Raw genomic sequence first — 24,453 nt, 5'->3', positions numbered from 1 at the left:
ACCTGCGCCCGCCACGGGCTGCGCCGCTCCATGGGCGCCACCGGCATCTGCTGGGACAACAGTCCCGCCGAATCGCTGTGGTCCACCTTCAAACACGAGTTCTACTACCGCCACACCTTCACCCACAAGACCGAACTCGTTGCCGCGGTTGACAAATGGATTCACCGATACAACACTTCCCGGCGACACTCCTCGATCGGCGGGATCAGTCCCCTCCGCTACGAACAGTCAATATCGACAGACGCGGCGAACGCCGCGTAACCAACTGTCCACCATTCGGGGTGAACCTCAGGCCTCGGTCCACACGCTGAACCGGCGGTGTGCGGTCGGGACGGTGACGCCGAACGACGGCGGCAGCATCCGCCAGGCGCAACCGCTGGTCAGCACGAACACCACCGCCGTGAACACCGCCCGCTCGTCGGTCGGCGCGGTGCCACCACCTTGCGGGCGCGGCGTGAATTCCGGCAGCAACGGCTCGGCCAGAGCCCACAGCTCATCCGGCACAAGTCGTTTCGACAACACGTCGGTCATAAACCGAACATCATGCAGCACAACCGGATCCGACGCAGCGAAACCGAATCACAACCACGTAAGACACGGTCTAAGCCGCCATCTTCTCCGGGGCCGAACGCACTATCCTGACCCGATCGGAATTCTGGCGACATCGCTCAGTCCCCGTCTTCGATCAACAGTATGTACGCCGCTTCCAGATGCACGATGCATTCGTCCGGATGGTGATGGCGGTGGATATACCGCAGTTCCCTGGCGCGTTTCACAGTGAGATCAAGCAACTGCACCTGGCACATGAATTCGGCCAGCATGCCGTCCGCTTGGACAAAGGTTCTGTGGTTCAGAGGTTCTGGCGTAGTCATCAGGCATCAATCCCAGAGCGCCGCGCAGGGCAGGGGTGGCAGACCTTCCCGCACGTTGTCATCGACAGTCACCGTGAGTCCCGGACAGCACTGCGCCAGTTCATCGGCCACGTTTCTGACGTGTGTGGCGCTGGCTTGATAGTCCAGCCGCAGCGCACCGGACCCGATGTGGATGTGCCGCAGGTCTTTCGTCATCTCCCGGTTCCTCCCGTTGGCGACCGGGCCGCTACACGGCGGTCCCAGGGTCGAGCCTGGTCCGGGTGTCCGAACGGTTCTATACCGGCGGTTGCCCTGCGGGTATGCGTCCGGCACATATTCGGCAAGCCGGCCGCGGATTAGGCTCGGGGCGCTTCACGCGCTTCAGCCGCCGTGCGCGGCATCAACGACAACATCTGAACGAAAGGAAGCATCCATGAGTAGTACGGCAACCGAGACGATCCAACATGCAAAGGCGCAGCGGCACAGGGTGACTAGCGACGTTCACCTGGTGTTGCGCCGTGGCGACACCGTGCTCTACGGGCAGCGCTACAACACCGGGTTCGAGGACGGCGCATGGCACTTGCCCGCCGGCCACCTGGAGGCTGGCGAATCCGTCGTCACCGCTCTGACCCGCGAAGCCGCCGAGGAGATCGGCGTGACGATCAGGCCGGAGGATGTGCAGTTCAGCCACATCATGCACAACTCGTCGTCCGGTGGCCGTATGGCGATCTTCTTCACCGTGACGAACTGGCAGGGCGAGCCGACGAACTGTGAGCCCGATAAGTGCAGCGCGCTCGACTGGTTCGCGCTCGGCGCTCCGCCGGATCGCATGATCGACTACTGCCGCACCGCGATGCGGCACATCGCCGATGGCACACCGTTCTCCGTCTACGGCTGGTAGCGCTATGACCTCCAGTCCAACCCCGGTGCGTCAGCTACCTGGAGCTGGCGGAGCTGTGGAAGCTGGCGGAGCTGTGGAACCTGCCCGTTTCCGGTGGCGAACCCCGGGGGAATCCGAAGTATTCGGACCGGCGCTGCCTGGGTGGTTGTGACGGCCGGAGGGTGCTGCGCGGTCGCCGTCAGCAGGTCGGAAACGGTGTCCATGCCTGCAGGGGCAGCTTTCTCGGCGGGTTTGCTCTACGGCCTGCGGGCCGGATAGCCGATGCATCGTGGCATGCTGCTTGGAACGGCCAGCGGGGCGCTTCGGTGTGCACGACACCAGAGTGCCCCGCTGCCGACCTTGGCCGAGCCGCAAGCGTTCATCGCCTCGCGCTCGCAGTCCGTCGCCAGCTAGAACAACTGCCACTCGTCCAGGCAGCCGATGAGTCCTTGCAGCCTGGCAGGCGTCATCCGCTTGCGGAGCGCATCTTCTGCCGATTCCTGCGTCGCGCCGTACTGCCACCACGCCTCGCCCGTCTTGCGGTCCATCACGAGGAACTTGTCCTTGACCGCCGGGCCGCGGACCACCAGCGACACCGTGTACGGCTCTGCCACGACAGCGTGAACCATCGTGTGGTGCAGGGCGTAGGTCGTGCCCACCGGCTCCTCCCGCGCTTGCAACACTGGCAGTTTCATAGGCTCGATGTGCTCGTCTACCTCGGCATTCCCGAACAAATAGTGCCGATACCGGCCGCGCAGGATACGGCTGGCATAGGACCAGCGGTGGTTGTGCGGCCGGTCGAAGTAGCCGGGCAGGAAGACGTGCAGCCGGATACGCACGCCGTGATCGTCATCGGTGTGCAGCACGATCTTGTCGAGGATGTCGTAGTGCTCGCACAGACCAAGCAGTTCCGGTCGGTCGGGCAGCTGCTCCAGCCGCGTGCGCACGATGCGGGGCTCGGCCGCAATTTCGTTCAGGGCTTCACGGCAATTGAGTTCAACGTCGTCGATGTCGTTCCAGTCGATCCAGCACAGATTTTCGGCGATCCGGTCCATGTCGTCCATCGGTATCCTCATTCTTCGGGCTTGGCGCTGGACTTCCAGAGGCGGCAGACCGGCACGATGTCGTCGTATGCCTCGCAGGAGGCTTTGCCCATCACCAGCTCCTCGGCGGGGCAGCCGCCCATGCACGCGCCGGCTTTGCAGCCGCCGCAGGAGCTTTCGGCCAGTGCGCTGGTGAACAGGTCGAACTCGTTGGTGTTGTGGTTGAGCTGGACGTGCCCGTCGACCATCTGGGCGAAGTACAGGTCGGTGTCGAACAGATACGAGCAGACGTAGCAGCGGCCATCCGGGAAGATCGAGATCCGGTCCAAGGTTCGGCCGATGCAGCCCTGGTAGCCCTCGGCCGCGTAGCGCTCCATCTGGTCACGCCGGGCGTAGGTCGGTTGATACCAGACCCGTGTTCTGTACTCCGGCGCAACCTGATTGAGGTTGTCGCAGAACTTCACCCATTCCGGCGGCGTCATAGCCATCTCGGCGTTGCCGTGGCCGGTGCCGATGGTCGAGAAGACGTGAAACTTCACCAAGCTGACGCCCAGCACGTCCGCGATGTCGAGCAGCTGCAATACATCTCGTTCGTTTGCCTTGTTCACCGTGCAGATGATCCGGGTATCGAAACCGCGCTCGGCCAGCTCGCGCGTGGTCTCCATCGCGTCATCGAAAGTGCCGGTGCCGCGCACGGCGTCGTGTGTCTCCCGGCTGCCACCGTCCAAGCTGACCTGCACGTACGCGAAGTCGTCCGGCGCCAGTTGCCGGAACTTCTTGAGCGCGGGCTTCTGAGCATTCGTCGTGGTGATGACATGCTCGTAGCCGAGCTGGCGACTGAGCCGCACGGCTTCGCAGTAGTACGGATGCAGCGTCGGTTCGCCGCCGAGGAGGGTGAGCTTGCTGCCGCCCAACTTGCGCCAGGTGGTCAGCGTCTCGGCGATCTTCGGCAGCGGCATCTTGAGCGCCCGCTCCAGCCGCTCGCCCATGTAGCAGTGCTCGCAGCGCAGTTGGCAGGCTTCGGTGATGTAGAGGTAGACGTTGCGGAATCGGCCGTAGGCCACGCGGTCGATGCGCTCTGGCGCAGGGAGGTCGATTCGGCGCGGCATGCGGGCGTGGCCGTAGCCATCGCCTCGGAGGCTGGGGGTTGGCAAGGGGACAGTCGTCATAGTGATCTACTCCGTGAGATAAGGAGCGGGGCAAGCAGATCCGCTGCTCCGTTGATCGTGTTGGTGGTGTCGAGCTGGGTGACCGCGATCCCGGAGTCGGTAAAGCCCGCCCGGATTCCGGCTGCCGTGTAGTGGTAGCGCTGCATCCGCGCCTTGAGCAGTCGAGGTGAATCACCACGGCGGGGATGCAGGAGGCCGCCGCAGTGGGCGCACTGCCACGGGTCGTCGTCGCTCGGAATCGCCGGCAGCCGCGGATCGGAGATCGGGTCACGCTCGCAGCGGTGGCAGACCTTGCGGTTTCTGGCCCGCTGCTTGAGCGTCTTGGCGTCCGTGACGACTTCGATGGCTTCGATATGCGGCGTCGGGGTCAACATCCACAGCGTGGTCAGGAGTTGGTCGACCTGGCTCGCCGAGCCCGGGAAGTTGTCCAACAGGACGGTATGAACATCCGGTTCGTCGTGGGCGGCGTTGAAGTAGGAGCGGAGCGCCTCGGCCACGGTGAACTCGTCTATCCAGCCGAGTTGCTCACGGCTCGTAGCGGTAGCGGCCAGCACCTCCTCGGAGACATGCTCGCGCAGTCGGAATACCCGGCGACCTGACGCCGATCCGAGACGCAGCGTCAGGGTCGTTTTTCCAGCGGCTGGTGGTCCGAAAATCGGAACGACGAGGGACAATGCCACGGCATCCCCTTTCCCTAGTGGACCTTTGGGTGACTGGCTAAGGGTCAGCCGACTGCTCAAAAACGGCCACTGCGCGGGGGTATACGCGCTATGTATGAAACGTATAGCGGCCAATGCCTTGCCCTGGTACGGTCACCCGACCAGGGCAGACGGCGTACCAACGCCCAAGAGACCCCAGGGGAAACAAACCATGAAACGGGCATCCCAGGAGCAGCGCTACTGCGCCCGATGCGGTTCCAGGTTGAATCGCTACAACCCCGAACCTCTCTGCGCCCCTTGCGAATCTGCATCTCGGGGTGAGCGGCAACAGCCGCCGAGCGTTGCTGGTGATTTCTGGCATACCGACCAGATCCGCGATGCCCTCGCCACCTGGCATATGGGTCGCGTGATCTTCGCCTATCGGACGCATCCGTACCACGGTCGACCACTGCCGCAGGAGCTTGTTGCCAATTGGCTCGAACTGACCCAGGCGCAGCTCAGCCGCATCGAAAAAGGCCCGGCGCCCGAACAGCTCTCGAAGTTGGTGCGATGGGCACAGATCCTCGGCATCCCGGACGAGCTGCTGTGGTTCAAAGTGCCACCGTCCGTCGACGGTGTGGCGGCAGCAATACCATCCGTTTCGCGTGGGGCTGGCGAGAATGCTTTGCTGTTGGCCCGGTGGTTGGCATCGGACGGAACCGAAGCGCCTCCTGTCGGTAATGCCGACGAGCTGCAACGCGTCGGCGCGGCGCTGGACAACGCGCACCGCTACTTCGACGGGCCTGTGGTGGACTTTTTCCGCCAGCAGCTCGTCCGATGCAAAGCCGACGACGGCACACTTGGTCCAGCCTCAGCGCTCCCGCTCGTTCTTGGCGTACTCGGGGCCATCCGCCGGCGTGGCCGCGATGCCAAGCCCGAAATCTGGCGTCAGCTACTGGAGGTAGGAGCCGACGGCGCGGAGTTCGCAGGCTGGCTCTACCGCGACTTGCACGATCCGCTGACCGCGACGTTCCTGTACGACCGGGCAATGGAATGGGCGCAGGCAGCGGGCAGCTTGCCGCTCCAGGGCTACGTCCTGCTCAAGAAGTCTCAAATGGCCTACGACACACAGGATGCAGGCACCGTGCTGTCCTTGGCGCAGGCGGCCGGCACCGGGCCGTGGCAGCTCCCACCCCGAGCCAAGGCAGAGGTGATACAGCAAGAGGCGCTGGGCCTCGCCATGATCGGCGAACCACTGGCCGCGGTCGAACAGAATCTCGGCCACGCCCAGCAGTTGTTATCCGCTGCCGAAGATGCCGGTGGGGATGGACTCGGGGCCTACTTCAACCAGGACACGCTGCTCGTCCGCTCAGCCTGTTGCTACACCGAAGCGGGCAAGCCGCACCAAGCCGTCCAGTTGTTCGGTGACGTGCTGACGGGCGGCACCCTCTCCAAACGCGACAGCGGCCTGTTCGGGGCTCGGCGAGCCAAGGCTCTGGCGCTCGGCGGTGAGCCCGATGAAGCGGCGAACGTTGCCGCCGCGGCGGTGACGGTCGCCAGAGAGACACGATCCGAGCGCACCATGAATGTGGTGGTGGAGGTCGTTCGGGCGCTTGACCCGTGGCGCAACCGGCCGAGTGTCCGGATGCTGAGCGACGTCCTAATGCCGTAGCCACTGCGCCACGATCCCGATGACCTCGGCTTGATACTCCTGGCTCTTGGGATTGAGGTACTGCGGATCATCGTGGACGGCGAAGCCGTGCTGTGAACCGTCGATCTCCACCAGCTCGACGGGTGCGGTGAACTGAGCAACCGCGGCGCGTGAGCCGTCGATCGGCACCAGCGTGTCAGCGTTGCCGTGGACGATGAGGGTCGGCGTCTCGATCTCGCCGAGCACCTCGTTCGGCTTCAGCCAGAACACTTCGTTCAGGAGCGGGCGACCGTGATTGAGCGTCGGCGTGAACTGAATGGCGCCGGTCTCATTTAGCTCGCGGGCAGCCTCGTCGTTGATGACGTCGTTTGTCCAGTACGGTCGGGTGTCGATGGTTCGCTTCTTGTAGTCGAACTGCGGATTGAGCAGAACCAGCCGCGCCAGTTCGTCCGGGCGCTTGGCTGCGTAGTAGCCGCAGATGCCGCCGCCGAAGCTCGCGCCCAGGAGGCTCAGCTCGTCTGCGCCGGTGGCCTCTCGGAGGTGCGCCAGACTGACGCGGATGTCATTCAGGATGGTGGAAAGCGTCAGCTCCTGTTGTCGGCCCTCGCTCTCGCCATGACCACGAAGATCGAAGCGAAGCGAGGCGATTCCAGCGTCAACCAGACCCGCCGCTAGGCGAGTGAAGAAGCCGCCCTCCTCGCGGGTGACGCCTCCGCCGTGCACCAGTAGGACGGCACGCGCCACTGGCTGCTCGGGAATGACGAGGGTGGCTGCAAGGTAGAGGCCGTCGAGTGTGCGGATTCGGGTGGTGGCGCTGGCTGAGGGCACCAAATCAGTGAAGCAGAGGCGCGCACCCGCGACCAGGCGGCGCTCAGACGAGAGCGCAGAGCTGCATCACAGCGCAAATTTCGCCCCGTGCCGCCCGCCCCGGCCGTACTGGGGCTGGGGAGGCCATTCGGGCGCGTGTCGGCCGGTAAGCCCCCGTTCCGGGCGCAGGTGGGCAATGTAGTGCGTTCTACAACAGGAAACTTGGTGCCACGGCCGGTGTCATTCAAAGCGCGCAGCCAGTGTCTCGGTATGTCGCATCGGTCATCGCCGCGCCCGACGCGCCGCCCGATCGGACGATTGAGTCCGACATGCAGGTGTCATTAACTAGGGACGGTTCTTCGGAACCACAATGCCTCCGCCGGAGCGACCGCTGCCATCCCCCAGCAGTCGGTCGCCTGCGGACGGCAGCTCGTCGGTGTCCTGCGGCCGTTCCCGTAAGCGCACCAGCGATCACCGGCCGCTCGCACCGAGGAGGAACGATGTCCACACCCGATGGAGGCAAGGAGATTACCCTTGCCATCCGTATCGACACCGCCAGGTACGCCCAGCTCACCTGAATTGCCGAACTGCGCGGCAGCAGCTTGAAGCAGGAATGCTTCAAGGCCGTCGATGCCTATATCGAAGCCGCCAAGCAGGATCCCGACCTGATGGCCAGGGCCAGCGCCGCCCGTGCGGCCATGGAGGAAGAGGGCCCGCGCCCGGCAGGCAGCGATCGACAACCTGTTCATCGCCTCGCCGCCACCACCGCCAGCTCAAGACGAGCCGGATGTGACGGAAGCCGAGACCGACGGCACGCGTCGCCCACGCGGACGCCGCGGTCAACAGGCAGGGGAGCGGTTGGACAGCTGAGCCGCGCTCAGAGCCTCTGGTGAACGGCCGGTCGGATAGCAATCGATGAAACTCCTCGTTGCTATCCGACCGGCTTACCGCCAAAACACTTTCTGAGCTTTAGAAATTGATCTTTATATGTGGTTTTCATATGATAGAACTTTTATGACTGAAGAGCAATTCAATAACCAATTTACAAAGCTCTACGCTTATATGGGACAAGCGCTTTAACAAAATCGAAGCCGAGCTTGGAAACAAAGCTAATAAGGGCGAGAGTGATGGCATCTATGACAAGCTAGATGAAATAATTGGCCGTTTCGACGACGAGGAAACCGAACGCGTCGCGATTATGGCGCAGCTGCAACGGCACGAGCGTTGGCATCGCCAGGAAGCCGAGCATACAGGCTTGACGCTGCAGCCTGATGCGTAGGCGACTGTTGCTAGATCATATCTTTCGATGCTCTCTGACGGAGCCTCCTATTGACCTATTAGATATACCAACTGGTCGGATTACATTCCCTTGGAACATGTCGGTGGCTCATGCGAAGATGCAGCAAACGGGATCGCGCCCGGTGGTGCAGCACGCAGACGTAGATGCTTGCTGGAAACGGAAAGGTGGGCAATCGTAGATATGACGGTAGGCGCAACAGAGTACACACCTCCCAGCGGGAGGGAGATAGGTGACCGACAGAACAGCAGAGACGCACTGCGCCTGCTCTTAGCGCAGCGAAAGCTGTATTCTCAGTCGAAGCGCTGGCTGGCTCTCCGCTGGCTCGGCATGTTGGTGATTGCGCTAGCTGCACCGCCCATTGCTGTCATTTGGCCCAACCTGGCGGTCGTCGCCGGGGCAGTCGCGGGTGGCTGGATATTTATCGGTCGCACGGCGCTCTTCCAGCTTGAGCAAAAAACGGTCGAACGTGCGGCATCGGTACAGGAAAGATTCGATTTCACGGTCTTCGGCATGCCTACGACTGGAATTCGCTCAACCCTGCCCTCGCTGGAGGATATCGCAAGCCTTGCGGGGCCTGACGGAAAAATAGCTGAACGCGCCAGGAAAGGAAATCTTAACGATTGGTATCCGATTGATGTCAATCAGTCCGGCCTCAAGACAGTTGCGGTATGTCAGCGCGCGAATGCGTCGTATTCGGATCGTCTGCTTAATATGACTGCCAGGGTTTGGGTGGTCACATTGACAGTTTGGATCGTTGTGCTGATAGTTGCGAGCCTCGTTCTGAAACTGTCTCTGTCAGCGTTCTTGCTCGGCGCGATGCTGCCACTGCTGCCAGCTTTTCTTGATGTTTGGGAATATTGGAGAAGCATTCGTCGCGCAGCTAAGGATCGGCGAGACTTAGCAACTACAGTTGAAACCAGATTGGGTGGCAGCAATCCGCCGGTCGATTCGCAAGATCTGCTGGTATGGCAGGAGCGAATCTTCGATCTCCGTAGAAACGCGCCACAGGTGCCCGACTTCATATACAAGATCACACGGAAGCGGAACGAGGCGGCGATGCACACAGCCGCTGACCAACTTAACCAGGCATGAATAGAAAGATGTAGATAGATATGGCACTGACAACAGCGCAGGCGTTCAATGATTTTTATGCGGCAATCAAGGAGGACGAAAGTGTTACGCTTCGAGTTAAGGAGCGCAAGGAAAAAGTTGTTGATGTTCTGAAGATAGCTTTCCCGGCGACCTCGACAATGCGGTATCAGTCGACAAAGGTGATCGGCTCATTGGGGCGTCACACGGCGAGCAAGCCGTTCGAGGATATCGATCTGCTGGTTCACCTTGCTGTGGATAGTGATCTGTGGGCGAGCAAGTATCAGTACGATTCAAGCGAATTTCTTTACCGTGTGCGTAATAGCCTCAATGCTACGTCAGCGGTGAAGAAAGTGGGCGCTCGTGGGCAGGCTGTTCGGCTTTTCTACTCGGATGGATTAGAGGTGGATGTCGCCGCAGTTATCAAATATACATCCGGTGCGTACGGCATACCTGATGGCTCAGGGAACTGGCTAACGACCAATCCGATTGAGCATGAGCAGTACATGAATAGGCGTAATAGTGAGCTTGGGGGAAATCTTAAAAGGTTCGTCGTGATTGCAAAACAGTGGAACAGAGCGCACAGCTCGCGTTTGTCGTCATTTCACATGGAGATGATGGCGGCTCGCTCATTCTCGTCTTTGGGCGACAATCGTAGAAAGGCGCTGCGTGTATTTTTCGAATATAATCAGTACAATCTCAGCGTTCAAGATCCAGCTGGGTATGGCGGCGATTTATCGAGCTACCTTACCTCTACTGCTCGTGATGCGGTAAACACTTCCTTGGGGGCTGCGCGAGATCGTGCTGATCTCGCTCTTGCTGCTGAAGACCGTGGTGACCATAAGGAATCGATCAGGCAATGGGGTATCGTACTTGGCTCTCGGTTTCCCAGCTACGGCTAGAATTTTATCCCCTACCTCGTAGTCAGGGCGTTAGTGTTCGGAAAAAGTCCATAAGCTGTTCATGTACGAGTCGGTATGGATCGCGACCCTCGTCTACGAGCCGCGCCATCTCTATGAGAGAGTCGTCATCCAAGAAGACAATAACTTTCTTCTGGCGGATCCAGGCTTTCCTCCGCGCGGCGAGAGCCTGATCGTTCGGACCCTTTCGAGAAACAAGTAACCCGAACATGCGGAACGCTTCCGGCCACAGATACTCATCTAGCTGGCGAACCTGCGGTGGACTGATACTGTCTGCGTAATTCTTGAACTCCGCCACAACAAAATGAGTCTTATATGTAGTGCGGACTTGAGACCAGGGAGAGTCCGTATAGGGGATATCGAAATGGCGTCCACTATATCGAGATCATCGTCAGTGCGATTCTGGAGTACGGGAGGATCCAGGTACTGCACGTAGATCTCTGTCAGGAGCTTTGCGGCTGTGTCCTCGTATAGTTTCCACTTATCCCGCCCGGGTGGGATGGCAGCAAGATCTGCCGCAACACGGCTTTCCAGTGTTGCGATTGGCGGTTCTTCCGGTTCGCTAAGTAGGTCGTTGAGATTTCTATCCTGTGCTTTCTTCGCGACTAATGATGCAATATCAGTATGAACTGATAAAAGGTGCTGGACATAGGCCCGATCCCACAAAATTACGCCATGCACATGCAGAATTGCGTCGAACGCGCGGGTGAGATCAGCTGAAGTAATGAGCAGAACGTTTGCTTCCGGGAATTGTTCGCGAAGCCGGGTGGTAGCGTTAACGGTGTGTCGCGCTTGAGAGTTGGCAGTCCGAGCATGGCGCCAATGTTTGATGATTACAAACGTTTGCTCATGATTGGGAGAACTTGCAACTACATCGACTCCGCTATCAAAGCCTTTGCGGCCGGGTGTTGGCTGTGAGGTTACCTTGTACGATTCGCGCCGTAGCAGCATGATGGCAAGCGCTTCAAAGGTTTGCCAATCCAACGAATCGAGATCCAGCAAGTCGGCCCTCCGTGTCTGTTGCCTGGCTCGTCGTTGGCTCGGAGCGCGCGCCAGACGACGAACGTCCTCGGTGAGCCTACGGCGTGGGGCAGTGTGGTGGCGAAACATGCACGGGCGTCTGCTATCTATTCCTCCCCTGCGTATCCCGCATCCTTACCCCACGCTCTCGCAGCCGGTTCCACACCGTCCCGTGATCAACCCCGAGCTTCTCGCCGATCCTGACCAGCGACCATCGCTGCTCGACGTACAGCCGCACGGCCTCCTCGATTTGCTCCTCTGACAGCCCCTGCCGCCGCATCTCTACGCCCATCCGCTTGAGATGGTTGCTCACGGTGCTCCGGTCGATCCCAAACTTCGTTGCCAGCTCGTACACCGTCATGCCGCTGCGGTAGTCCTCTGCCAGCGATGTCCGCTCCTCCTCGGACAGCCGGCGGATCCGCTTCGGTGAGGCGGTAGTCAAACCCCGAGGTGACACCCGTCTCGTACATCACACTCGGCGTCGGCCACCAACTGCACAAGTGCCTGACCAGGGGTTTCATTGTTTGACTGCGACCTCAGGAAGCCCACTCACTGACGAAGCCGCAGGTCATCGACCTGCAGCTTCGTCGTTCTGTGGCATGTGCGAGCAACATCTCGGTGGTTGCGTGTGTTGTTCGTCGTCGAGCCGTCCAGGGCTTCATGGTCGGCGCGCTTTCGGGCAGGTGGTAAACGCTCGCCGGGCCGAGCAATTGGCGCAACTCGGATCCTAGGACCGATTCCGGGCACGGCCGCGTTCACCGATCAGCGGCCAGCACTGCTGCGATGCCTTCTTGCAGGTCCTTGACGAAATACTCGGGGACCTCCAGCGACGGGAAATGGCCCCCGGTTTCGGGCGACCTCCATCGGACGATCTGTCGGTATCGCTCCTGTGCCCAAGGGCGCGGACACTTCTCGATGTCGCGGGGGTACATAGTGAGGGCCGAGGGGACGTCGACCCGAAGTTCGGGGTCGAGCGAGTTGTGGCTCTCGTAGTAGATGCGGGCCGACGACGCGCCCGTCCGCGTCAGCCAATACAGGGTGACGTCGTCGAGAACGCGGTCTCTGGAAATCGTCTCGAATGGGCTGTCTTCGGTATCGCTCCACTCGGCGAACTTGTCGAGGATCCACGCGAGTAGCCCGACCGGTGAGTCGACGAGCGAGTAGCCGATGGTCTGCGGTCGGGTCGCCTGCTGCTTCGCGTATGCCGCGCGGTGGCGCGTCGACGATCCGCTCCAGAAATCGCGGGTTTCCTCGGTCCATTCGCGCTCGACCGCCGTCAGCCCGTCCGTTGTCAACCCGGGCGGCGCCTCCGCGAATGTCGTGTGGATGCCGAGAACATGCGCCGGGAACCTGCCGCCGAGAACCGTGGTGATATTGCCTCCCCAGTCGCCGCCATGGGCTGCGAACTTGCTGTAGCCGAGCCTTCCCATCAGTTCCACCCATGCGGCCGCGATCTTTTCGGTTCCCCACCCGGTGGTGGCCGGTTTGTCGCTGTAACCGAAGCCTGGCAACGACGGAACCACGACGTGGAACGCCGGCGCGTCTGCGTCTTTCGGATCTGCCAGCTCGTCTACTACATCGATGAACCGAGCGATGCTGTCCGGCCAGCCGTGCGTCAAGATCAGAGGAGTGGCGTCTGCGCGCGCGGATCGGCGGTGCAGGAAGTGGATTCCCAGATCGTCGATGGTCGTGCGGAACTGGCCGATCCGGTTGAGACGCTCTTCGAACGACCGCCAGTTGTACTCGGTGCGCCAATAGTTCACGACGTCGACGAGGTCGGCGAGAGGAACGCCCTGGTCCCAGCGGCGAGGATCGGGGGCGGCGCGATAGACGGTCTCGGCCTCCGGTAGCCGCGCCGCGGCAAGTCGCGCGCGCAGATCGTCGAGGTCGGCGTCACTCGCGTGGGCTTCGAATGCTTGCACGCCGACGGGGTCGGGCGGGAAAACCGGATCGAGGTGGCCGAGTGCGGGCATGAGACCTCCTGGTCATCGCGGAACCGGCTACGGCATATCGAGAACCGGCTAAGACGGTTCTAACATGGCTCGGCATCAGCCTGCAACCAGCTAAGGTGGTTCCATGCCTGCTGGGCCTCCCGAATTTCGCCTCGGTAACGTGCTGGCGACCAGCTTCACGGGGACTCTGTCGGAGCGTCATGGCGTCCCGGTGGAACGCATTCCCACGCCGCAGCGACTGGTCGACTGGCTGGTCGTGAGCGGCCTGGCCGTGGACTCCTGCACCACCGCTCAGCTCGAACTCGCCCGGGAACTGAGGGAATCGATTCACGTCGCCGCGACAGCGGCCGCGATTCATGCCCCTCTGCCCGCGTCTGCTGTCCAAGTCATCAATGACCGCAGCATGGCGGGGCGGGCGGCGGCCATCCTGACGCCCGAGGGCAGTCGTCAATGGCGACTCGGCTCGGCTTCCTGCGTAGAAGATGCCCTAGGCGTGATCGCCGCCGACGCGATCAGCATCATCGCAGGCGAACGCGACGGAAAATTGGCCTTGTGCGCATCGCCGACCTGCCGAGCCGCCTTCTTCGACACCAGTCAGAGTCGCACGCGCAAATGGTGCGACATGAACACGTGCGGGAATCGTCAGAAGAAGGCGCGCTTCAATGCCAACCAGCGCAAGAACAAAGGCTGACCATGGTCAACGGGGAGAGCTGCCCGGCGGCTCAAGCAGTGGCGCTACGCAGGGCGAACCAGCCGGTGCCGGGGTCGGCGAAGCCGTGGTACATCAGGCGGACTCGCTGGTCCACCTCGAAGAGGCGGTAGACCGCGAGCATGGCGCGGGCCGTCGCTTCCTGCTGGAAGTCGTCGATGCGGCGGTAGCCGATGGGATGTTCGGGGAGCAGCGCCAGGCGGGTCAGTTCGGTGGGATCGGTGATGTCCAAGCCGATCGGCGCGGCGTCGGTGATGAGGTGGTCGTGCAGGATGTCGTGGACCTGATGGGGGTCGGGGCGGCCGGTACGGAACTCGTGCAGTTCGGGACGTAGCCCTGGGTCCCCGGCTGCCGGTTCGTTCTCGACCAGGTCGATCACCTCGGCGTCGGGGGTCGGTGCGCCGGTGTCGGTGGACAGCGGGGTCTGCTCGAGTAGGTGCAGCATGTTGCCACCCGGGATCAGCGGCTCCAGTGCGAGGAACAGCGTCACCGTTGGGCAAAGGCAACCTGGGCCGACCAGGCAGACGCGCAGATGGAACGAGTCGGGCATGCGGCCCTCCTGCATGGGGCGGACCGGATGCACCGGCCCTCGCTGGATCGGGACTTCGAGTTACGCCGATCGTGAAGCTGCCGCGGCGCTTCGACGGTCGACCGTGCCGCAATTCTCCAGTCTAGGAGCCGGGCACAGCTCGCGCACCGCCATCACCCGCTTTCGTCAGCGGATCCGCAGAGCGCCCGCGATGTCCTCGGATTCGGCCGGAAAGCTGCCGGCCGTCAGCCGGAAAGATGGCAGAGCGCGAGGGCTTTGCTACGCATGGCCCCGAGGCTGATCTTGTCGCCTCCGGCGCCGGTGGCGCGAACGGGTTCGATGCTCGCGATTCCGGCGGTGGAGGCGTTGTCGTTCAACGCGTAGGCGGTGCCGTCGGGGGCGATGAACACGGCGAGGTCACCGGGCCGGCATTCCAGGGTGCCGTGGTCGACGGTGAGCGGCCACAGGTAGCCCAGATTCTCGCTACTGATCGCCTGACTGCTGGAAGTCGGCGTCGGGAGGGGTGACGGAACCGGGTGCGCGGGGTTCTTCGGACCTGACCCGCCACCGCATGCGGAGGTCGCCAACGTGCCTGCGATGAGACCGGTGACCAGCATTCGCCGGAGATTCCTGCGGCGAGTATCGAGATCAACGCGCTTTTCCGACACGGACATCCGTGTATTCCCCCTTTGCGTCGCGCCGACTCGAGGCGCTCGGAACGCAGCCTACCGGCGGAAACCGACGCAGCGCCAGGGATGCGGCGCGGTGGGCGGAGTCGAATCTCAGTTGATCTTGATCTCGACCGGCGGGGCCGCCAGGTGCGGGTAGTCGGTTGTCACGTCGACCTGTACGCGGCCGGGGCCGGTGGGCAGGGCGGCGAAGACCGTTCCCGGTGGCTGGTTCCCAGCCGTGTCGTCGCGGATGGGGACGGCCACGGTGCCCGCGGCGCCGGTGTCGAGGTTGCGCCAGTTGGCGAACGCGGTGAAGGCGCACGGCGTGTCCACCGGGGTCTGATTGGCGAAGCTGATGCCGAAACGGGCCGCACCGGGTGTTCCGGTGGGCGAGGAGACGCCTGCCCGGCCTTCGCCGTAGCAGATATCGCCGAAGGTGTAGACCACTCCGATTTTCACGAACGCGGGTTCATCCGCCGTCGCCGGGGCCGCCGACGCGGCGAACCCGCCGATGCACAGCGCCGCGACCAGGGCGCTTCGTCCCGCCGGCTGTCTGCCCAGCACTGTCGATCACGCTCCTTCTTCGTCGAATCGAGCACTCTCGGACGGCCATTGTGCCCCGCCCGGGACCGTTCGCGGTCCGATTCCCGCGCATCGTCGCCGCGGTATGCGCGGAACCGTGACCGGCCTAGCATCGGTACGTGGAGCGAGGATCGTTGCTGAAAGCGCGGGCGGGCGGGAAACTGCACGGCGGTAATCACGGCATCGCGCCGGAAGACGTGGTGGCCGCGCAGCGGGCCCGCCTGCTGGTGGCGATGATCGAGGCGGCCGCGGACAGGGGCTACGCGGCGGCGACGGTGGCCGACGTGCTGAAACGGGCCGAGGTGTCGCGGATGACCTTCTATCAGCATTTCGCGAACAAGGAGGCGTGCTTCCTCGCCGCCTACGACATGGCCGTGGAGATCGTGATGACCCGGATCGCGGGAGCGCTCGCGGCCGACGGAACGCCGCTGGAGCGGATAGACCGCGCACTCGACGCGTATTTCTCCACCCTCGCGCAGGAACCGCAGGTCGCGAAGGTCTTTCTGGTGGAGGTGTACGCGGCGGGCAGGTCCGTGCTGGAGCGGCGGCTGGTGGCCCAGGCCGCTCTGGTGGACGGATTCGCCGCGGCGCTCGGCGCGGCCCGGCCGCATCAGCGGCTGGCGGGCGAGGCGGTGATCGGCGCGGTCGTCTCCTTGGCGACCAACCGCGTCGTCGCGGGCGACTTCGCCGCGCTGCCCGGGTTGCGCGAGCCGCTGATGTCGTCGTTGATCAGGAATCTGGTGTGAGACCGGACAGTCGCGCGGCGACCGCGGGCAACCGATCGAGCATCGCCACGGTGAAATCGCCGAGCAGCGCGATCAACCCGTCCCGGTCGACGTCGAGTCCGCCGTCCAGCCAGACCATGACCAGTTCGGCCGCGCCGCCGGTGATCAGCTGGGAGGTCGCGGCGATGGCGGTGTCCTGCCCTTCGGGCAATTCGAGCACCAGCCGCGTCTGCTCGATGATGACGTCGGCGACCTGCCGCATGCCCGCGAACCTGCTGCGCATGAGCGCCTCGTCGCCGTAGGTCTGGGCGAAGGCCACCTTCGCCCGCCGCGGATCGTCGGTGAGTTCGACGATGAGGGCCGCGACCCCGGCGCGGATCCGGTCGGCGGGCGCGCCCGCGGTCTCGGCGATGGCGGCCTTCGCCCGGTCGAGCGCCGCCTGCTGGATCTCCACCAGCACGCCGGAGGCGAGCGCGTCGCGGTCGGGAAACGCTTCGTAGAAGAAGCGCGGGCCGACTTTGGCCTGTTCGCAGACCCCGCGCACGGTCAACGCCGACAGTCCCTGGGTGCCGATGATGTCTAGGGCGGCGTCGAGCAACCGCCTGCGCCGGTCCTCACGGCGCTCGGCCGTGGAGGCTCCGCGGTAGGTGCCGCTGACGGTTCGGGTCACCACGCAAGCTTGGCACAGCCAAAATTGGGAAACAAACGTTTACGGAAACGTATGTTTCCTCTATCGTCGGACTACCGCAGTGTCGCGAAGGGAAGACGGTCATGAGTCTGCTTGTGCCCCAGTCGTTCGATGAGGTCTCCGGCACGATCCGCCGAGCGCGGACCACCTGGGCGTGGCATGCGCAGCGGGCGGCCGCGCGGGCGGTCGCGCATTACCCGGCGCCGGTGCGGCCGCTGGCCGATCCGCCGCAGGGTAGCGGACTGAAACCGGTGCTCGGCGACTTCGGGCTTCCCGGTATCGGGTACACCGTGCACGCCTTGGCCGATCCGATCGGATTCGCGCGCACCCGCTTCGATCGCTTCGGTCCGGTGCAGTGGTTCGGCATGCTCGGCAGGCGGATGGTCACCTTCGGCAGCCCGGAGGGGTACGAGGCGGTGATGCTGGACCGGAACAAGGTGTTGTCCGCGCAACGCGGCTGGGAGTGGCTGATCGGCCCGTTCTTCCGCGGCGGCTTGCTGCTGCGCGATTTCGACGACCACCTCTTCCACCGGCGCGTCATGCAGCAGGCTTTCACGCGGCCGCGGTTGATCGGCTACCTCGACATGACCACGCCGCGGATCACCCGCGGCATCGCGCAGTGGGAGCCGGCCGACGACTTCCGCGTCTACCTTGCGATCAAGAAGCTGCTGCTCCAGCAGGCCACCGAGGTCTTCGCGGGCGCGGAACCCAGTGCGGACGCCGCACGGCTGGAGCGCGCCTTCGAGGACGCGGTGCGCGGTGGAGCGGCGCTGATCCGGGCGAACGTGCCGGGCGGGGTGTGGGCCCGCGGCGTGCGCGGGCGCCGGGTGCTGGAGGAGCACTTCCGCCGCGAGCTGCCCGCCAAGCGCGCGGGCGGCGGCAACGATCTGTTCAGCGTGCTGTGCCGGGCGAGCACCGCGGAGGGCGAGTCCTTCACCGACGACGAGGTGGTCGAGCACATGATCTTCGTGATGATGGCCGCTCACGACACCAGCACCATCGCGGCGTCCATGCTCGTCTACGAGCTGGGCAGGCATCCGGAATGGCAGGAGCGGCTGCGCGCGGAATCCGTCGCGCTGGGCAAGCCCGCGCTGGACTACGACGACCTCGACCGCCTGCCCTCGCTCGACCTCGCGTTCAAGGAGGCGCTGCGGGTCTACTCGCCGGTGGCTCAGCAAGTTCGCGAAACCATCGCCGACACCGACATCCTCGGGTACTACCTGCCGAAGGGGACGTTCATCCTGTGCGGGACGTACGGGCTCATGCGCAACGAGGAGTACTGGCACGACGCCGACACATTCGATCCGGAACGTTTCGCCGACCACCGCCGTGAGGACAGATCGCACCGCTTCGCGTGGGCGCCCTTCGGCGGCGGGGCGCACAAGTGCATCGGCCTCTACTTCGGCGGCATGACGGTCAAAGCCGTGGTGCACCAGATGTTGTTGCGGTATCGCTGGAGCGTGCCGGACGGCTACGAGCTACCGCTGGTCGCCGGGACCGGACCGGTGCCCGCCGACGGCCTGCCCCTCCGGTTGGAGCGGATCGGCCGATGAGAATCGTCGCCGACCGCATCGTGTGCGCGGGCCATGGCATGTGCGAAGCGCTGGCGCCGGATCTGTTCCGGGTCGGCGAGGACGGAATCGTCGTGCCCGCGGACACGGTCGCGCCGACCGAGCGGGAGCTGCTCGAGCTCGTCGTGGACAGTTGCCCGGTCCAAGCGCTGCGCCTGACCTGAGGTTTCCCGATTCGTTTTGCGTCGACGGCGCTGGGTACCGCGAACTGCGACGCTCTAGTCCATTCGACGCGAGAGGACCGGTGAGACCAGATGGCCACCTGCGAAACCTGCGGAAACGAGTACGACAAGACGTTCACCATCACCCGCGACGGCGAGTCCGCCACCTTCGACAGCTTCGAATGCGCGATCAACGCCATGGCGCCCACGTGCACGCACTGTTCCTGCCGCATCCTCGGCCACGGGGTGGAGGCGCGGGGAGAGTACTTCTGCTGCGCGCACTGCGCCCATGAAGCGGGTCACCCGGCCCTGGTCGATCACGTCTGAATCGCGCGACAGCGGCGATGCGGGAGCGATCACCCGCGCGGTACGTGGCTTCGCCGTACCTCGAGCCCGGCGGTTTCGGCCGCGTCGGCGAGTACCGCCTCGAGCATGGCCGGAGTGAGTCGTCCGGTGAAGGTGTTCTGCTGACTGACGTGATAGCAGCCGAAGAGGTGCAGCGGGTTCCGTTCGGCGTCGGTCGCGGCCAGTTCCACGTGCGCGCCGTGGCCGAAGCGCGGCCGCGGGCGCGGCACCATCCAGCCCGCCCGTGCCAGTACCGGGAGCAAGGCTTGCCAGCCGAACGCGCCGAGTACCACCACCGACCGGACGGTGGGCGTCAGCAACCGCAATTCGGTGTCCAACCAGTGGCCGCAGCGATCCCGTTCCTCCGGCGTCGGCTTGTTGTCCGGTGGCGCGCAATGCACCGGAGCGGTGATCCGCACACCGTCGAGCCGCAGGCCGTCGTCGAGGCTGATCGCGGTCGGCTGGTTGGCGAGACCGACCGCGTGCAGCGCCGCGTAGAGCACGTCGCCACTACGGTCGCCGGTGAACATCCGTCCGGTCCGGTTGCCGCCGTGCGCGGCCGGCGCGAGTCCGACGATCAGCATCCGCGCGTCCGCCGGGCCGAAGCCGGGGACCGGGCGGCCCCAATAGGTCTGGTCGCGGAAGGCGGCGCGCTTCTGTCGCGCGACGAGCTCTCGCCAGGCGACCAGACGCGGGCAGGCGAAGCAGTCGGCGACCGCCGCGTCGAGTTCGGCGATGGTCCGGCACATGTCAGCACCGGTTGTTCGGGTCGGCGGCGTGCTCGCACGGCCGGCGGGCGTGCCCGGGCGCGGCGCGGCGGTGCCGGTCGGAGATCGGCGTCTCGTTCATCAGAACTCCGTTCGGGGCTGCCCGAGGGGCGAACCGGACGATCATGCCCACTATGCATCAGCGCGACCCGCCGGTGCTGTCGGCAGCCGATCGCCTCCGTCCGGACCGTACCGCTTCGGACATCTGTCCAGTTCAGCGGGGTGATCGCCCGGCCGTCGGGGACGATGTGTGATCGGTACCACCCGGTCCGTGTTGGTAGCATGGCGATTCCGACCGACCGGACGCGGTGGTTCACCTCCGGCTTTCTCCGAAAGAGTCTTTCCATGCAGTTTGAAATCGTCGAGCGGGACGAGACGTGGGTTGCCGGGCTGCCGGTGCGCAGCCCCAAACGTGCGCTCGGGGAACTGCGTGACCGTGACCTGGAGGCCGCCTGGGCCGCGGTGTTGCACCAGGAACTCGGCGGCCCGCTGGCCAGCGCCTACACCGATTACACCGGCGAGCTGGGCACTTACAACACACAGATCGTCGGCTATCAGTGCGCGTCGTTCGACGAGGTCACCCGCGGGCACCTGGTCGCTCGGCTGCCGGGCGGGGCCTACGCCCGGTTCTCCTCGGTCGGCAACTTCCCGCAGGTGATGACCGACCTGTGGACGCAGATCGCCTATGCCGAGGAGCACAACCAGATCAAACGGACCTACACCGGCGATTTCGAGTGCTATCCGCACGCCTACAAGATCGATCTGTACCTGGCGGTCGACGCGCGATGAGCTATGCGATCGTGGTGCGCGCCGAGGCGATCTACGGCGGGCTGGTGGTGCCGCGGGTGCGCCCGAGTTTCAAGGTCAGCAACAGCGACCTGATCGATTTCCTCAAGGACCGGCTGCGCGACCGGGCCGGCGAGGACCATCCGATGTACACGGTGTACGTGCCGGATCCGGCCGGGAACTACAACGCGGTGGTCTGCTTCGAGTACCCGTCACCGGACGCTGTCCCGGTGGGTGACGTCTTGGTGCGGGTGCCGAAAGGCGTTTATGCCCGTTTCGCACCGAATGGCGACTATCACGATCCCGTCGAGGACGTCTGGGCGCAGGTAGATGACGCGACGGCGTCCGCCGAGATAACCCGGGCTTACCGGGAGGAGATCGAGATCTGGCACGGGCCGGAGTCGGTCGAGTTGTTCATTTCCATCCTCGTATAGCTTGCTAAATAGTAACTACGCCCGAACCGACTGGTCTCCCCGTTATTTCCGATTGCGATTGCGCCGGGTTTGACCTGCAAAAACATTGCATGTACCGCAGAGTTTTCGGAAGATTAGCCGGACGGCTGGTCAATTCCTGTCCGATGACGGATACTGCCCTGGGCAACTTCGTCTCGGCTCGGGGCCGTGGGGGGCTGCATCGGGCTGGACTATCGCGCAGGGCAGCGCGGCGATGGAGTGGAACACCATGACTGTGGATCTGATTGCAGTCGTGCCGAGGAACTCCCGTGGACGGGGAGTGCAACGGTATTACGACGCGCAATCCGAGTGTGCGTTCTTTGTCTCCGAACCGAGTGGTCAGCCGGAACTCTGGCACCGGTATCTGAACGGGGCGCGCGACGTTTACCGGCGATTCGGAGTCGAACAGGCGCTCGAATACGACGCCGTCGCCGACGGTGCGTCGACGTCACTGTTCTTCGCCGCGCTCGACGCCGACGGCGACATGGTCGCCGGAACGCGGATACAAGGGCCGTACACCGACGCGCGGCAGGCGCACGCGCTGGTGGAGTGGGCCGGTCATCCGGGCGCGGAGGACTTGCGGCGGATGATCGCCGACCGGATACCGCACGGCGTGGTCGAGGCCAAGGGGGCATGGGTCGCCCGCGACGCGGCCCACCGGTCCGAACTCGGTGCCGCGATCTCGCGCACCGTGCTGCACGGCGCGCGTCTGCTCGGCGCGCGGTACGGCTTCGCGACGGTGGCCTCCTTCACCGTGTCCCGGCACGAGGCGTGCGGTGCGGTCGCGGCCGAGCGCATCCCGGCGGTGCCGTATCCGGACGAGCGCTACCGAACTGTTCCGCTGTGGTGGGACACGCGAAGCTATGGCGCGTTCGCCGAGGAATCCCAGCGGTCCGCGACGCGAGCCGAGCAGGACGCGCTCGGCTTGCCCACCGCCCGTCCGTTCGACACGCGGTGCGGGGCAGGCCGGGCGACGGAGGGCCGGCGCGGCCATGGGCGATGACCGGAACCGAGTGGCGGAATACCGGCCGCTGATCCTCGACCCGGCCGATCCGGCGGATGCGCGGACGCTCGCGGGCCTGCGCGACGACCCGCATGTCGAGTTCCGTGACCTGCGTGTGTCGTTGCGCGCCGAGCGTCACAAGATGGTCGCCGCGCCGAATTTTCCGGAAGGGCCCGAAGCGGATCGCTGGATCTACTATCCGTGGCGCGCCGCGGTGGTCGGATTGCCGGGGCCGCGTACTTTCCGGTCGATTCGGCTGGATCGCAATCGGAACAAACTGACCGGAGCCGAACAGGAACGTCTGGCCGAAGGCATCATCGGGGTAATCGGACAAAGCGCGGGAAACGCGATCGCGCAACTGCTCGCACTCGAGGGCGTTTGCGGCGGGCTGCGCTTGGCCGATCTGGACGAAATCGAATTGTCGAATCTCAACCGGGTGGCGGGAACGCTGTTCGACGTCGGCGTCAACAAAGCGGTGGTGACCGCCCGCCGTATCGCCGAGTTGGATCCCTATCTTCCGGTGGAGATCTTCGCGGCCGGTGTCGACGAGAATTCGGCGGATGAATTCTTGGACGGCCTCGCGATAGTGGTCGAGGAATGCGATTCTCTCGATATGAAACTGGTGATTCGCGAGGCGGCGGCTCGGCATCGCATTCCGGTGCTGATGGAAACCAGTGACCGCGGTTTGCTGGACGTCGAGCGTTTCGATCTCGAACCGGGGCGTCCGGCGTTTCACGGATTGCTCGGCAAGGTTCGCGCGCGGGATCTGCGCGGGCTGACCTCGCGCGAGAAGGCGCCGTTCGTGGTGAAGCTGCTCGGCGCGGCCGGCCTGTCACCGAGGCTGGGGGCGAGCCTGGTCGAAGTCGGCGAGACGGTGACCAGCTGGCCGCAGCTTGCCGGTGACGTCACCCTCGGCGCCGCGAGCGTGGTCGCCGCGGTACGGCGCATCGGACTGGGGATGAAGCTGGCTTCCGGTCGCGTCCGGGTCGATGTGGAGCGGCATCTCGACGAGCTGGCCGACCCTCCGCCGAACGACGAGCCGGTGTGGGCCGAGGCGCCGCCCGAGCCGGTCGCCGGCCCCGTCGAAAGCGTCCTGGCCTGCGCCCAACGGGCGCCGTCCGGGGGAAACATGCAGCCGTGGTCGCTGCGCGCCGAGGCAGGGGAGATCTCCATCGAACTGGCGCCGCAGCACAGCACGGCGATGGACATCGGCTATCGCGGCAGCGCCGTCGCGCTCGGCGCGGCCGTGTACAACGCGCGGGTCGCCGCCGCCGCGCACGGGATTCTCGGGCCGCACGAGTTCATCGAGGGCCCGCCGGCGTCCGGTCGTCTCCTCGCCCGCCTGCGACTGGGAGACGGCCGCACTGCCGAACTGGCCGCCGACTATCCCGCGGTGCTGCGCCGCGAGACCAACCGAAGGATCGGCACCGGGGCCGGGCCTGCCGACGGCGTACTCGACACGCTCACAGCGGTCGCCGAATCGGCCGGGGCGCACCTGCGCGCGGTCGTGGATCGGCGGGACATCGAAGAAGCTGCACGTTTGCTGGGCGATTCCGATCGAATCCGCTATCTCACGCCGCGCTTATACGAGGAAATGCTCGCCGAGATCCGTTGGGCCTCCGACGACGACCCGGAGACCGGAATCGACGCGCGCAGCCTGGAGCTGACCGACGACGAGTGGGCGGCATTCGAGATCACCGCCCGCGCCGACGTCATGGCGCAGTTGCGGTCCTGGGCGGGCGGTTCGGCGCTGGGCAAATACACCGGTGACCGGGTGCGCTCCAGCTCCGCCATTCTGGCGGTGACATTCGACGGGATCGACCCGCGTTTGAGCGACTACGCTGCGGCCGGAGCGGCGGTCGCGCGGGTTTGGGTGCAGGCCGAGCGCCTCGGATTGGGTGTGCAACCCATTTCCCCGGTATACCTCTACGCCCGACGCCATGGCGAACTTGCTGCGATTTCCCCCGACTTCGCGGATACACTAGCGTCACTTCAGGGCCGTTTCCTGGACCTGCTGGAAGTGCCTGAGCATGAGACCATGGCGTTGGTGCTTCGCCTGAGCTACGCCTCCGCCGCCACCGTACGCAGCAGGCGGCGTCCGGTGCTCGGTGTGGACACCAGTAGTTAGCGCGATCGGAGACAAT

28 protein-coding genes and 1 pseudogene are annotated in these 24,453 nt (G+C 64.4%); 14 read left to right on the top strand and 15 right to left on the bottom strand.

What is annotated here, in order from left to right; translation table 11 throughout:
- On the top strand, positions 1-261 hold a 261-nt coding region (locus ABZ420_RS14895), incomplete at its 5' end, for an integrase core domain-containing protein (RefSeq protein WP_357122108.1).
- A 39-nt stretch (positions 262-300) separates the two neighbouring features.
- Here the strand turns inward: ABZ420_RS14895 and ABZ420_RS14890 are convergent.
- From ABZ420_RS14890 to ABZ420_RS14880, 3 genes and pseudogenes are all read right to left on the bottom strand, one after another.
- Positions 301-531 (bottom strand): annotated as a pseudogene (locus ABZ420_RS14890) (transposase); the annotation flags it as partial.
- Positions 532-668: 137 nt separating this feature from the next.
- On the bottom strand, positions 669-872 hold the full coding sequence (locus ABZ420_RS14885) for a hypothetical protein (RefSeq protein ID WP_357122106.1): 204 nt from the start codon (positions 870-872) through the stop codon (positions 669-671).
- Positions 873-878: 6 nt separating this feature from the next.
- Positions 879-1,067, bottom strand: a complete 189-nt coding sequence (locus ABZ420_RS14880; protein ID WP_357122103.1) for a hypothetical protein — start codon at positions 1,065-1,067, stop codon at positions 879-881.
- A gap of 271 nt (positions 1,068-1,338) precedes the next feature.
- Here ABZ420_RS14880 and ABZ420_RS14875 point away from each other — a divergent pair, with 271 nt between their 5' ends.
- The gene (locus ABZ420_RS14875) at positions 1,339-1,752 is read left to right on the top strand and encodes an NUDIX domain-containing protein (RefSeq protein ID WP_357122100.1); all 414 of its coding nucleotides are present in this window, start codon (positions 1,339-1,341) and stop codon (positions 1,750-1,752) included.
- Positions 1,753-2,141: 389 nt separating this feature from the next.
- Here the strand turns inward: ABZ420_RS14875 and ABZ420_RS14870 are convergent, their stop codons facing one another.
- From ABZ420_RS14870 to ABZ420_RS14860, 3 genes are read right to left on the bottom strand one after another with little or no spacing between them, the layout of a single operon-like run.
- Positions 2,142-2,795: a hypothetical protein gene (locus ABZ420_RS14870; protein WP_357122097.1), complete on the bottom strand. Its 654-nt coding sequence runs from the start codon at positions 2,793-2,795 to the stop codon at positions 2,142-2,144.
- Positions 2,796-2,803: 8 nt separating this feature from the next.
- Positions 2,804-3,943: a radical SAM protein gene (locus ABZ420_RS14865; protein WP_357122094.1), complete on the bottom strand. Its 1,140-nt coding sequence runs from the start codon at positions 3,941-3,943 to the stop codon at positions 2,804-2,806.
- On the bottom strand, positions 3,940-4,497 hold the full coding sequence (locus ABZ420_RS14860) for a hypothetical protein (protein ID WP_357122091.1): 558 nt from the start codon (positions 4,495-4,497) through the stop codon (positions 3,940-3,942). The genes ABZ420_RS14865 and ABZ420_RS14860 overlap by 4 nt, the downstream gene beginning before the upstream one ends.
- A 316-nt stretch (positions 4,498-4,813) precedes the next feature.
- Here ABZ420_RS14860 and ABZ420_RS14855 point away from each other — a divergent pair, with 316 nt between their 5' ends.
- On the top strand, positions 4,814-6,253 hold the full coding sequence (locus tag ABZ420_RS14855; protein WP_357122088.1) for an XRE family transcriptional regulator: 1,440 nt from the start codon (positions 4,814-4,816) through the stop codon (positions 6,251-6,253).
- Here ABZ420_RS14855 and ABZ420_RS14850 read toward each other — a convergent pair.
- Positions 6,242-7,060 (bottom strand): alpha/beta fold hydrolase, encoded by an 819-nt coding sequence (locus ABZ420_RS14850; RefSeq protein ID WP_357122085.1) that lies wholly within the window; start codon positions 7,058-7,060, stop codon positions 6,242-6,244. The two genes, ABZ420_RS14855 and ABZ420_RS14850, sit on opposite strands and share 12 nt — an antisense overlap.
- 1,459 nt (positions 7,061-8,519) lie before the next feature.
- Here ABZ420_RS14850 and ABZ420_RS14845 point away from each other — a divergent pair.
- Together ABZ420_RS14845 and ABZ420_RS14840 are read left to right on the top strand one after the other, a co-directional pair.
- A complete protein-coding gene (locus ABZ420_RS14845; protein ID WP_357122082.1) occupies positions 8,520-9,431 on the top strand; it encodes an S-4TM family putative pore-forming effector in 912 nt (303 codons plus the stop codon).
- A gap of 20 nt (positions 9,432-9,451) precedes the next feature.
- Positions 9,452-10,330 carry a hypothetical protein gene (locus tag ABZ420_RS14840; protein ID WP_357122079.1) on the top strand — a complete coding sequence of 293 codons (879 nt, stop codon included), beginning with the start codon at positions 9,452-9,454 and terminating at the stop codon, positions 10,328-10,330.
- Between the two features lie 258 nt (positions 10,331-10,588).
- On the opposite strand, the gene ABZ420_RS14835 is transcribed toward ABZ420_RS14840, so the two are convergent.
- From ABZ420_RS14835 to ABZ420_RS14825, 3 genes are all read right to left on the bottom strand, one after another.
- Complete coding sequence (locus ABZ420_RS14835) at positions 10,589-11,350, bottom strand: restriction endonuclease (RefSeq protein WP_357122076.1); 762 nt, start codon at positions 11,348-11,350, stop codon at positions 10,589-10,591.
- A 121-nt stretch (positions 11,351-11,471) separates the two neighbouring features.
- Positions 11,472-11,810, bottom strand: coding sequence for a helix-turn-helix domain-containing protein (locus ABZ420_RS14830; protein ID WP_357122073.1), 339 nt, complete (start codon positions 11,808-11,810; stop codon positions 11,472-11,474).
- A gap of 313 nt (positions 11,811-12,123) precedes the next feature.
- Positions 12,124-13,341 (bottom strand): epoxide hydrolase family protein, encoded by a 1,218-nt coding sequence (locus ABZ420_RS14825; RefSeq protein ID WP_357122070.1) that lies wholly within the window; start codon positions 13,339-13,341, stop codon positions 12,124-12,126.
- 103 nt (positions 13,342-13,444) lie between these two features.
- On the opposite strand from ABZ420_RS14825, the gene ABZ420_RS14820 reads away from it, so the two are divergent.
- Complete coding sequence (locus ABZ420_RS14820) at positions 13,445-14,011, top strand: CGNR zinc finger domain-containing protein (protein WP_357122067.1); 567 nt, start codon at positions 13,445-13,447, stop codon at positions 14,009-14,011.
- A 31-nt stretch (positions 14,012-14,042) separates the two neighbouring features.
- Here the strand turns inward: ABZ420_RS14820 and ABZ420_RS14815 are convergent, their stop codons facing one another.
- From ABZ420_RS14815 to ABZ420_RS14805, 3 genes are all read right to left on the bottom strand, one after another.
- Entirely contained in the window at positions 14,043-14,579 is a 537-nt protein-coding gene (locus ABZ420_RS14815) for a hypothetical protein (protein ID WP_357122064.1), read from the bottom strand.
- A 224-nt stretch (positions 14,580-14,803) separates the two neighbouring features.
- Positions 14,804-15,175, bottom strand: coding sequence for a DUF2511 domain-containing protein (locus ABZ420_RS14810; protein WP_357122061.1), 372 nt, complete (start codon positions 15,173-15,175; stop codon positions 14,804-14,806).
- Between the two features lie 165 nt (positions 15,176-15,340).
- Positions 15,341-15,793: a hypothetical protein gene (locus ABZ420_RS14805; protein WP_357122058.1), complete on the bottom strand. Its 453-nt coding sequence runs from the start codon at positions 15,791-15,793 to the stop codon at positions 15,341-15,343.
- A 137-nt stretch (positions 15,794-15,930) separates the two neighbouring features.
- Here ABZ420_RS14805 and ABZ420_RS14800 point away from each other — a divergent pair, with 137 nt between their 5' ends.
- Positions 15,931-16,557 (top strand): TetR/AcrR family transcriptional regulator, encoded by a 627-nt coding sequence (locus tag ABZ420_RS14800; RefSeq protein ID WP_357122055.1) that lies wholly within the window; start codon positions 15,931-15,933, stop codon positions 16,555-16,557.
- On the opposite strand, the gene ABZ420_RS14795 is transcribed toward ABZ420_RS14800, so the two are convergent.
- Complete coding sequence (locus tag ABZ420_RS14795) at positions 16,541-17,206, bottom strand: TetR/AcrR family transcriptional regulator (protein WP_357122052.1); 666 nt, start codon at positions 17,204-17,206, stop codon at positions 16,541-16,543. The genes ABZ420_RS14800 and ABZ420_RS14795 overlap by 17 nt on opposite strands.
- A 101-nt stretch (positions 17,207-17,307) precedes the next feature.
- On the opposite strand from ABZ420_RS14795, the gene ABZ420_RS14790 reads away from it, so the two are divergent.
- The 3 genes from ABZ420_RS14790 (at position 17,308) to ABZ420_RS14780 (ending at position 19,283) form a co-directional block, all read left to right on the top strand.
- Positions 17,308-18,777 (top strand): cytochrome P450, encoded by a 1,470-nt coding sequence (locus tag ABZ420_RS14790; RefSeq protein WP_357122049.1) that lies wholly within the window; start codon positions 17,308-17,310, stop codon positions 18,775-18,777.
- Positions 18,774-18,959, top strand: a complete 186-nt coding sequence (locus tag ABZ420_RS14785; RefSeq protein ID WP_357122046.1) for a ferredoxin — start codon at positions 18,774-18,776, stop codon at positions 18,957-18,959. Before ABZ420_RS14790 ends, ABZ420_RS14785 begins: the two co-directional genes overlap by 4 nt.
- Before the next feature lie 90 nt (positions 18,960-19,049).
- Positions 19,050-19,283 carry a hypothetical protein gene (locus tag ABZ420_RS14780; protein ID WP_062975923.1) on the top strand — a complete coding sequence of 78 codons (234 nt, stop codon included), beginning with the start codon at positions 19,050-19,052 and terminating at the stop codon, positions 19,281-19,283.
- Between the two features lie 29 nt (positions 19,284-19,312).
- On the opposite strand, the gene ABZ420_RS14775 is transcribed toward ABZ420_RS14780, so the two are convergent.
- Positions 19,313-20,050: a uracil-DNA glycosylase gene (locus ABZ420_RS14775; RefSeq protein ID WP_357122041.1), complete on the bottom strand. Its 738-nt coding sequence runs from the start codon at positions 20,048-20,050 to the stop codon at positions 19,313-19,315.
- 363 nt (positions 20,051-20,413) lie between these two features.
- Here ABZ420_RS14775 and ABZ420_RS14770 point away from each other — a divergent pair, with 363 nt between their 5' ends.
- The 4 genes from ABZ420_RS14770 (at position 20,414) to ABZ420_RS14755 (ending at position 24,437) form a co-directional block, all read left to right on the top strand.
- A complete protein-coding gene (locus tag ABZ420_RS14770; protein ID WP_040869994.1) occupies positions 20,414-20,857 on the top strand; it encodes a GyrI-like domain-containing protein in 444 nt (147 codons plus the stop codon).
- Complete coding sequence (locus tag ABZ420_RS14765) at positions 20,854-21,288, top strand: effector binding domain-containing protein (protein ID WP_357122038.1); 435 nt, start codon at positions 20,854-20,856, stop codon at positions 21,286-21,288. The genes ABZ420_RS14770 and ABZ420_RS14765 overlap by 4 nt, the downstream gene beginning before the upstream one ends.
- Positions 21,289-21,535: 247 nt before the next feature.
- Positions 21,536-22,309 (top strand): hypothetical protein, encoded by a 774-nt coding sequence (locus tag ABZ420_RS14760; RefSeq protein WP_357122035.1) that lies wholly within the window; start codon positions 21,536-21,538, stop codon positions 22,307-22,309.
- Positions 22,299-24,437 carry an Rv1355c family protein gene (locus tag ABZ420_RS14755; RefSeq protein WP_357122032.1) on the top strand — a complete coding sequence of 713 codons (2,139 nt, stop codon included), beginning with the start codon at positions 22,299-22,301 and terminating at the stop codon, positions 24,435-24,437. The genes ABZ420_RS14760 and ABZ420_RS14755 overlap by 11 nt, the downstream gene beginning before the upstream one ends.
- Positions 24,438-24,453: the final 16 nt, after the last annotated feature.

This window comes from Nocardia sp. NPDC005745, assembly GCF_040630775.1.
In the GTDB taxonomy this organism is placed as follows: Bacteria; Actinomycetota; Actinomycetes; order Mycobacteriales; family Mycobacteriaceae; genus Nocardia.
The sequence above is the reverse complement of the archived record's forward strand: the minus strand, read 5'-3'. Positions and strand labels throughout refer to the sequence as shown.

What these genes read in the sequence shown, in the direction of transcription:
- ABZ420_RS14815 (WP_357122064.1), bottom strand. Translation starts at nt 14,579, where the DNA reads ATGCCCGACTCGTTCCATCTGCGCGTCTGCCTGGTCGGCCCAGGTTGC.
- ABZ420_RS14845 (WP_357122082.1), top strand. Translation starts at nt 8,520, where the DNA reads ATGACGGTAGGCGCAACAGAGTACACACCTCCCAGCGGGAGGGAGATA.
- ABZ420_RS14760 (WP_357122035.1), top strand. Translation starts at nt 21,536, where the DNA reads ATGACTGTGGATCTGATTGCAGTCGTGCCGAGGAACTCCCGTGGACGG.
- ABZ420_RS14880 (WP_357122103.1), bottom strand. Translation starts at nt 1,067, where the DNA reads ATGACGAAAGACCTGCGGCACATCCACATCGGGTCCGGTGCGCTGCGG.
- ABZ420_RS14825 (WP_357122070.1), bottom strand. Translation starts at nt 13,341, where the DNA reads ATGCCCGCACTCGGCCACCTCGATCCGGTTTTCCCGCCCGACCCCGTC.
- ABZ420_RS14765 (WP_357122038.1), top strand. Translation starts at nt 20,854, where the DNA reads ATGAGCTATGCGATCGTGGTGCGCGCCGAGGCGATCTACGGCGGGCTG.
- ABZ420_RS14780 (WP_062975923.1), top strand. Translation starts at nt 19,050, where the DNA reads ATGGCCACCTGCGAAACCTGCGGAAACGAGTACGACAAGACGTTCACC.
- ABZ420_RS14820 (WP_357122067.1), top strand. Translation starts at nt 13,445, where the DNA reads ATGCCTGCTGGGCCTCCCGAATTTCGCCTCGGTAACGTGCTGGCGACC.
- ABZ420_RS14755 (WP_357122032.1), top strand. Translation starts at nt 22,299, where the DNA reads ATGGGCGATGACCGGAACCGAGTGGCGGAATACCGGCCGCTGATCCTC.
- ABZ420_RS14785 (WP_357122046.1), top strand. Translation starts at nt 18,774, where the DNA reads ATGAGAATCGTCGCCGACCGCATCGTGTGCGCGGGCCATGGCATGTGC.
- ABZ420_RS14855 (WP_357122088.1), top strand. Translation starts at nt 4,814, where the DNA reads ATGAAACGGGCATCCCAGGAGCAGCGCTACTGCGCCCGATGCGGTTCC.
- ABZ420_RS14790 (WP_357122049.1), top strand. Translation starts at nt 17,308, where the DNA reads ATGAGTCTGCTTGTGCCCCAGTCGTTCGATGAGGTCTCCGGCACGATC.
- ABZ420_RS14840 (WP_357122079.1), top strand. Translation starts at nt 9,452, where the DNA reads ATGGCACTGACAACAGCGCAGGCGTTCAATGATTTTTATGCGGCAATC.
- ABZ420_RS14865 (WP_357122094.1), bottom strand. Translation starts at nt 3,943, where the DNA reads ATGACGACTGTCCCCTTGCCAACCCCCAGCCTCCGAGGCGATGGCTAC.
- ABZ420_RS14775 (WP_357122041.1), bottom strand. Translation starts at nt 20,050, where the DNA reads ATGTGCCGGACCATCGCCGAACTCGACGCGGCGGTCGCCGACTGCTTC.
- ABZ420_RS14770 (WP_040869994.1), top strand. Translation starts at nt 20,414, where the DNA reads ATGCAGTTTGAAATCGTCGAGCGGGACGAGACGTGGGTTGCCGGGCTG.
- ABZ420_RS14885 (WP_357122106.1), bottom strand. Translation starts at nt 872, where the DNA reads ATGACTACGCCAGAACCTCTGAACCACAGAACCTTTGTCCAAGCGGAC.
- ABZ420_RS14870 (WP_357122097.1), bottom strand. Translation starts at nt 2,795, where the DNA reads ATGGACGACATGGACCGGATCGCCGAAAATCTGTGCTGGATCGACTGG.
- ABZ420_RS14810 (WP_357122061.1), bottom strand. Translation starts at nt 15,175, where the DNA reads ATGCTGGTCACCGGTCTCATCGCAGGCACGTTGGCGACCTCCGCATGC.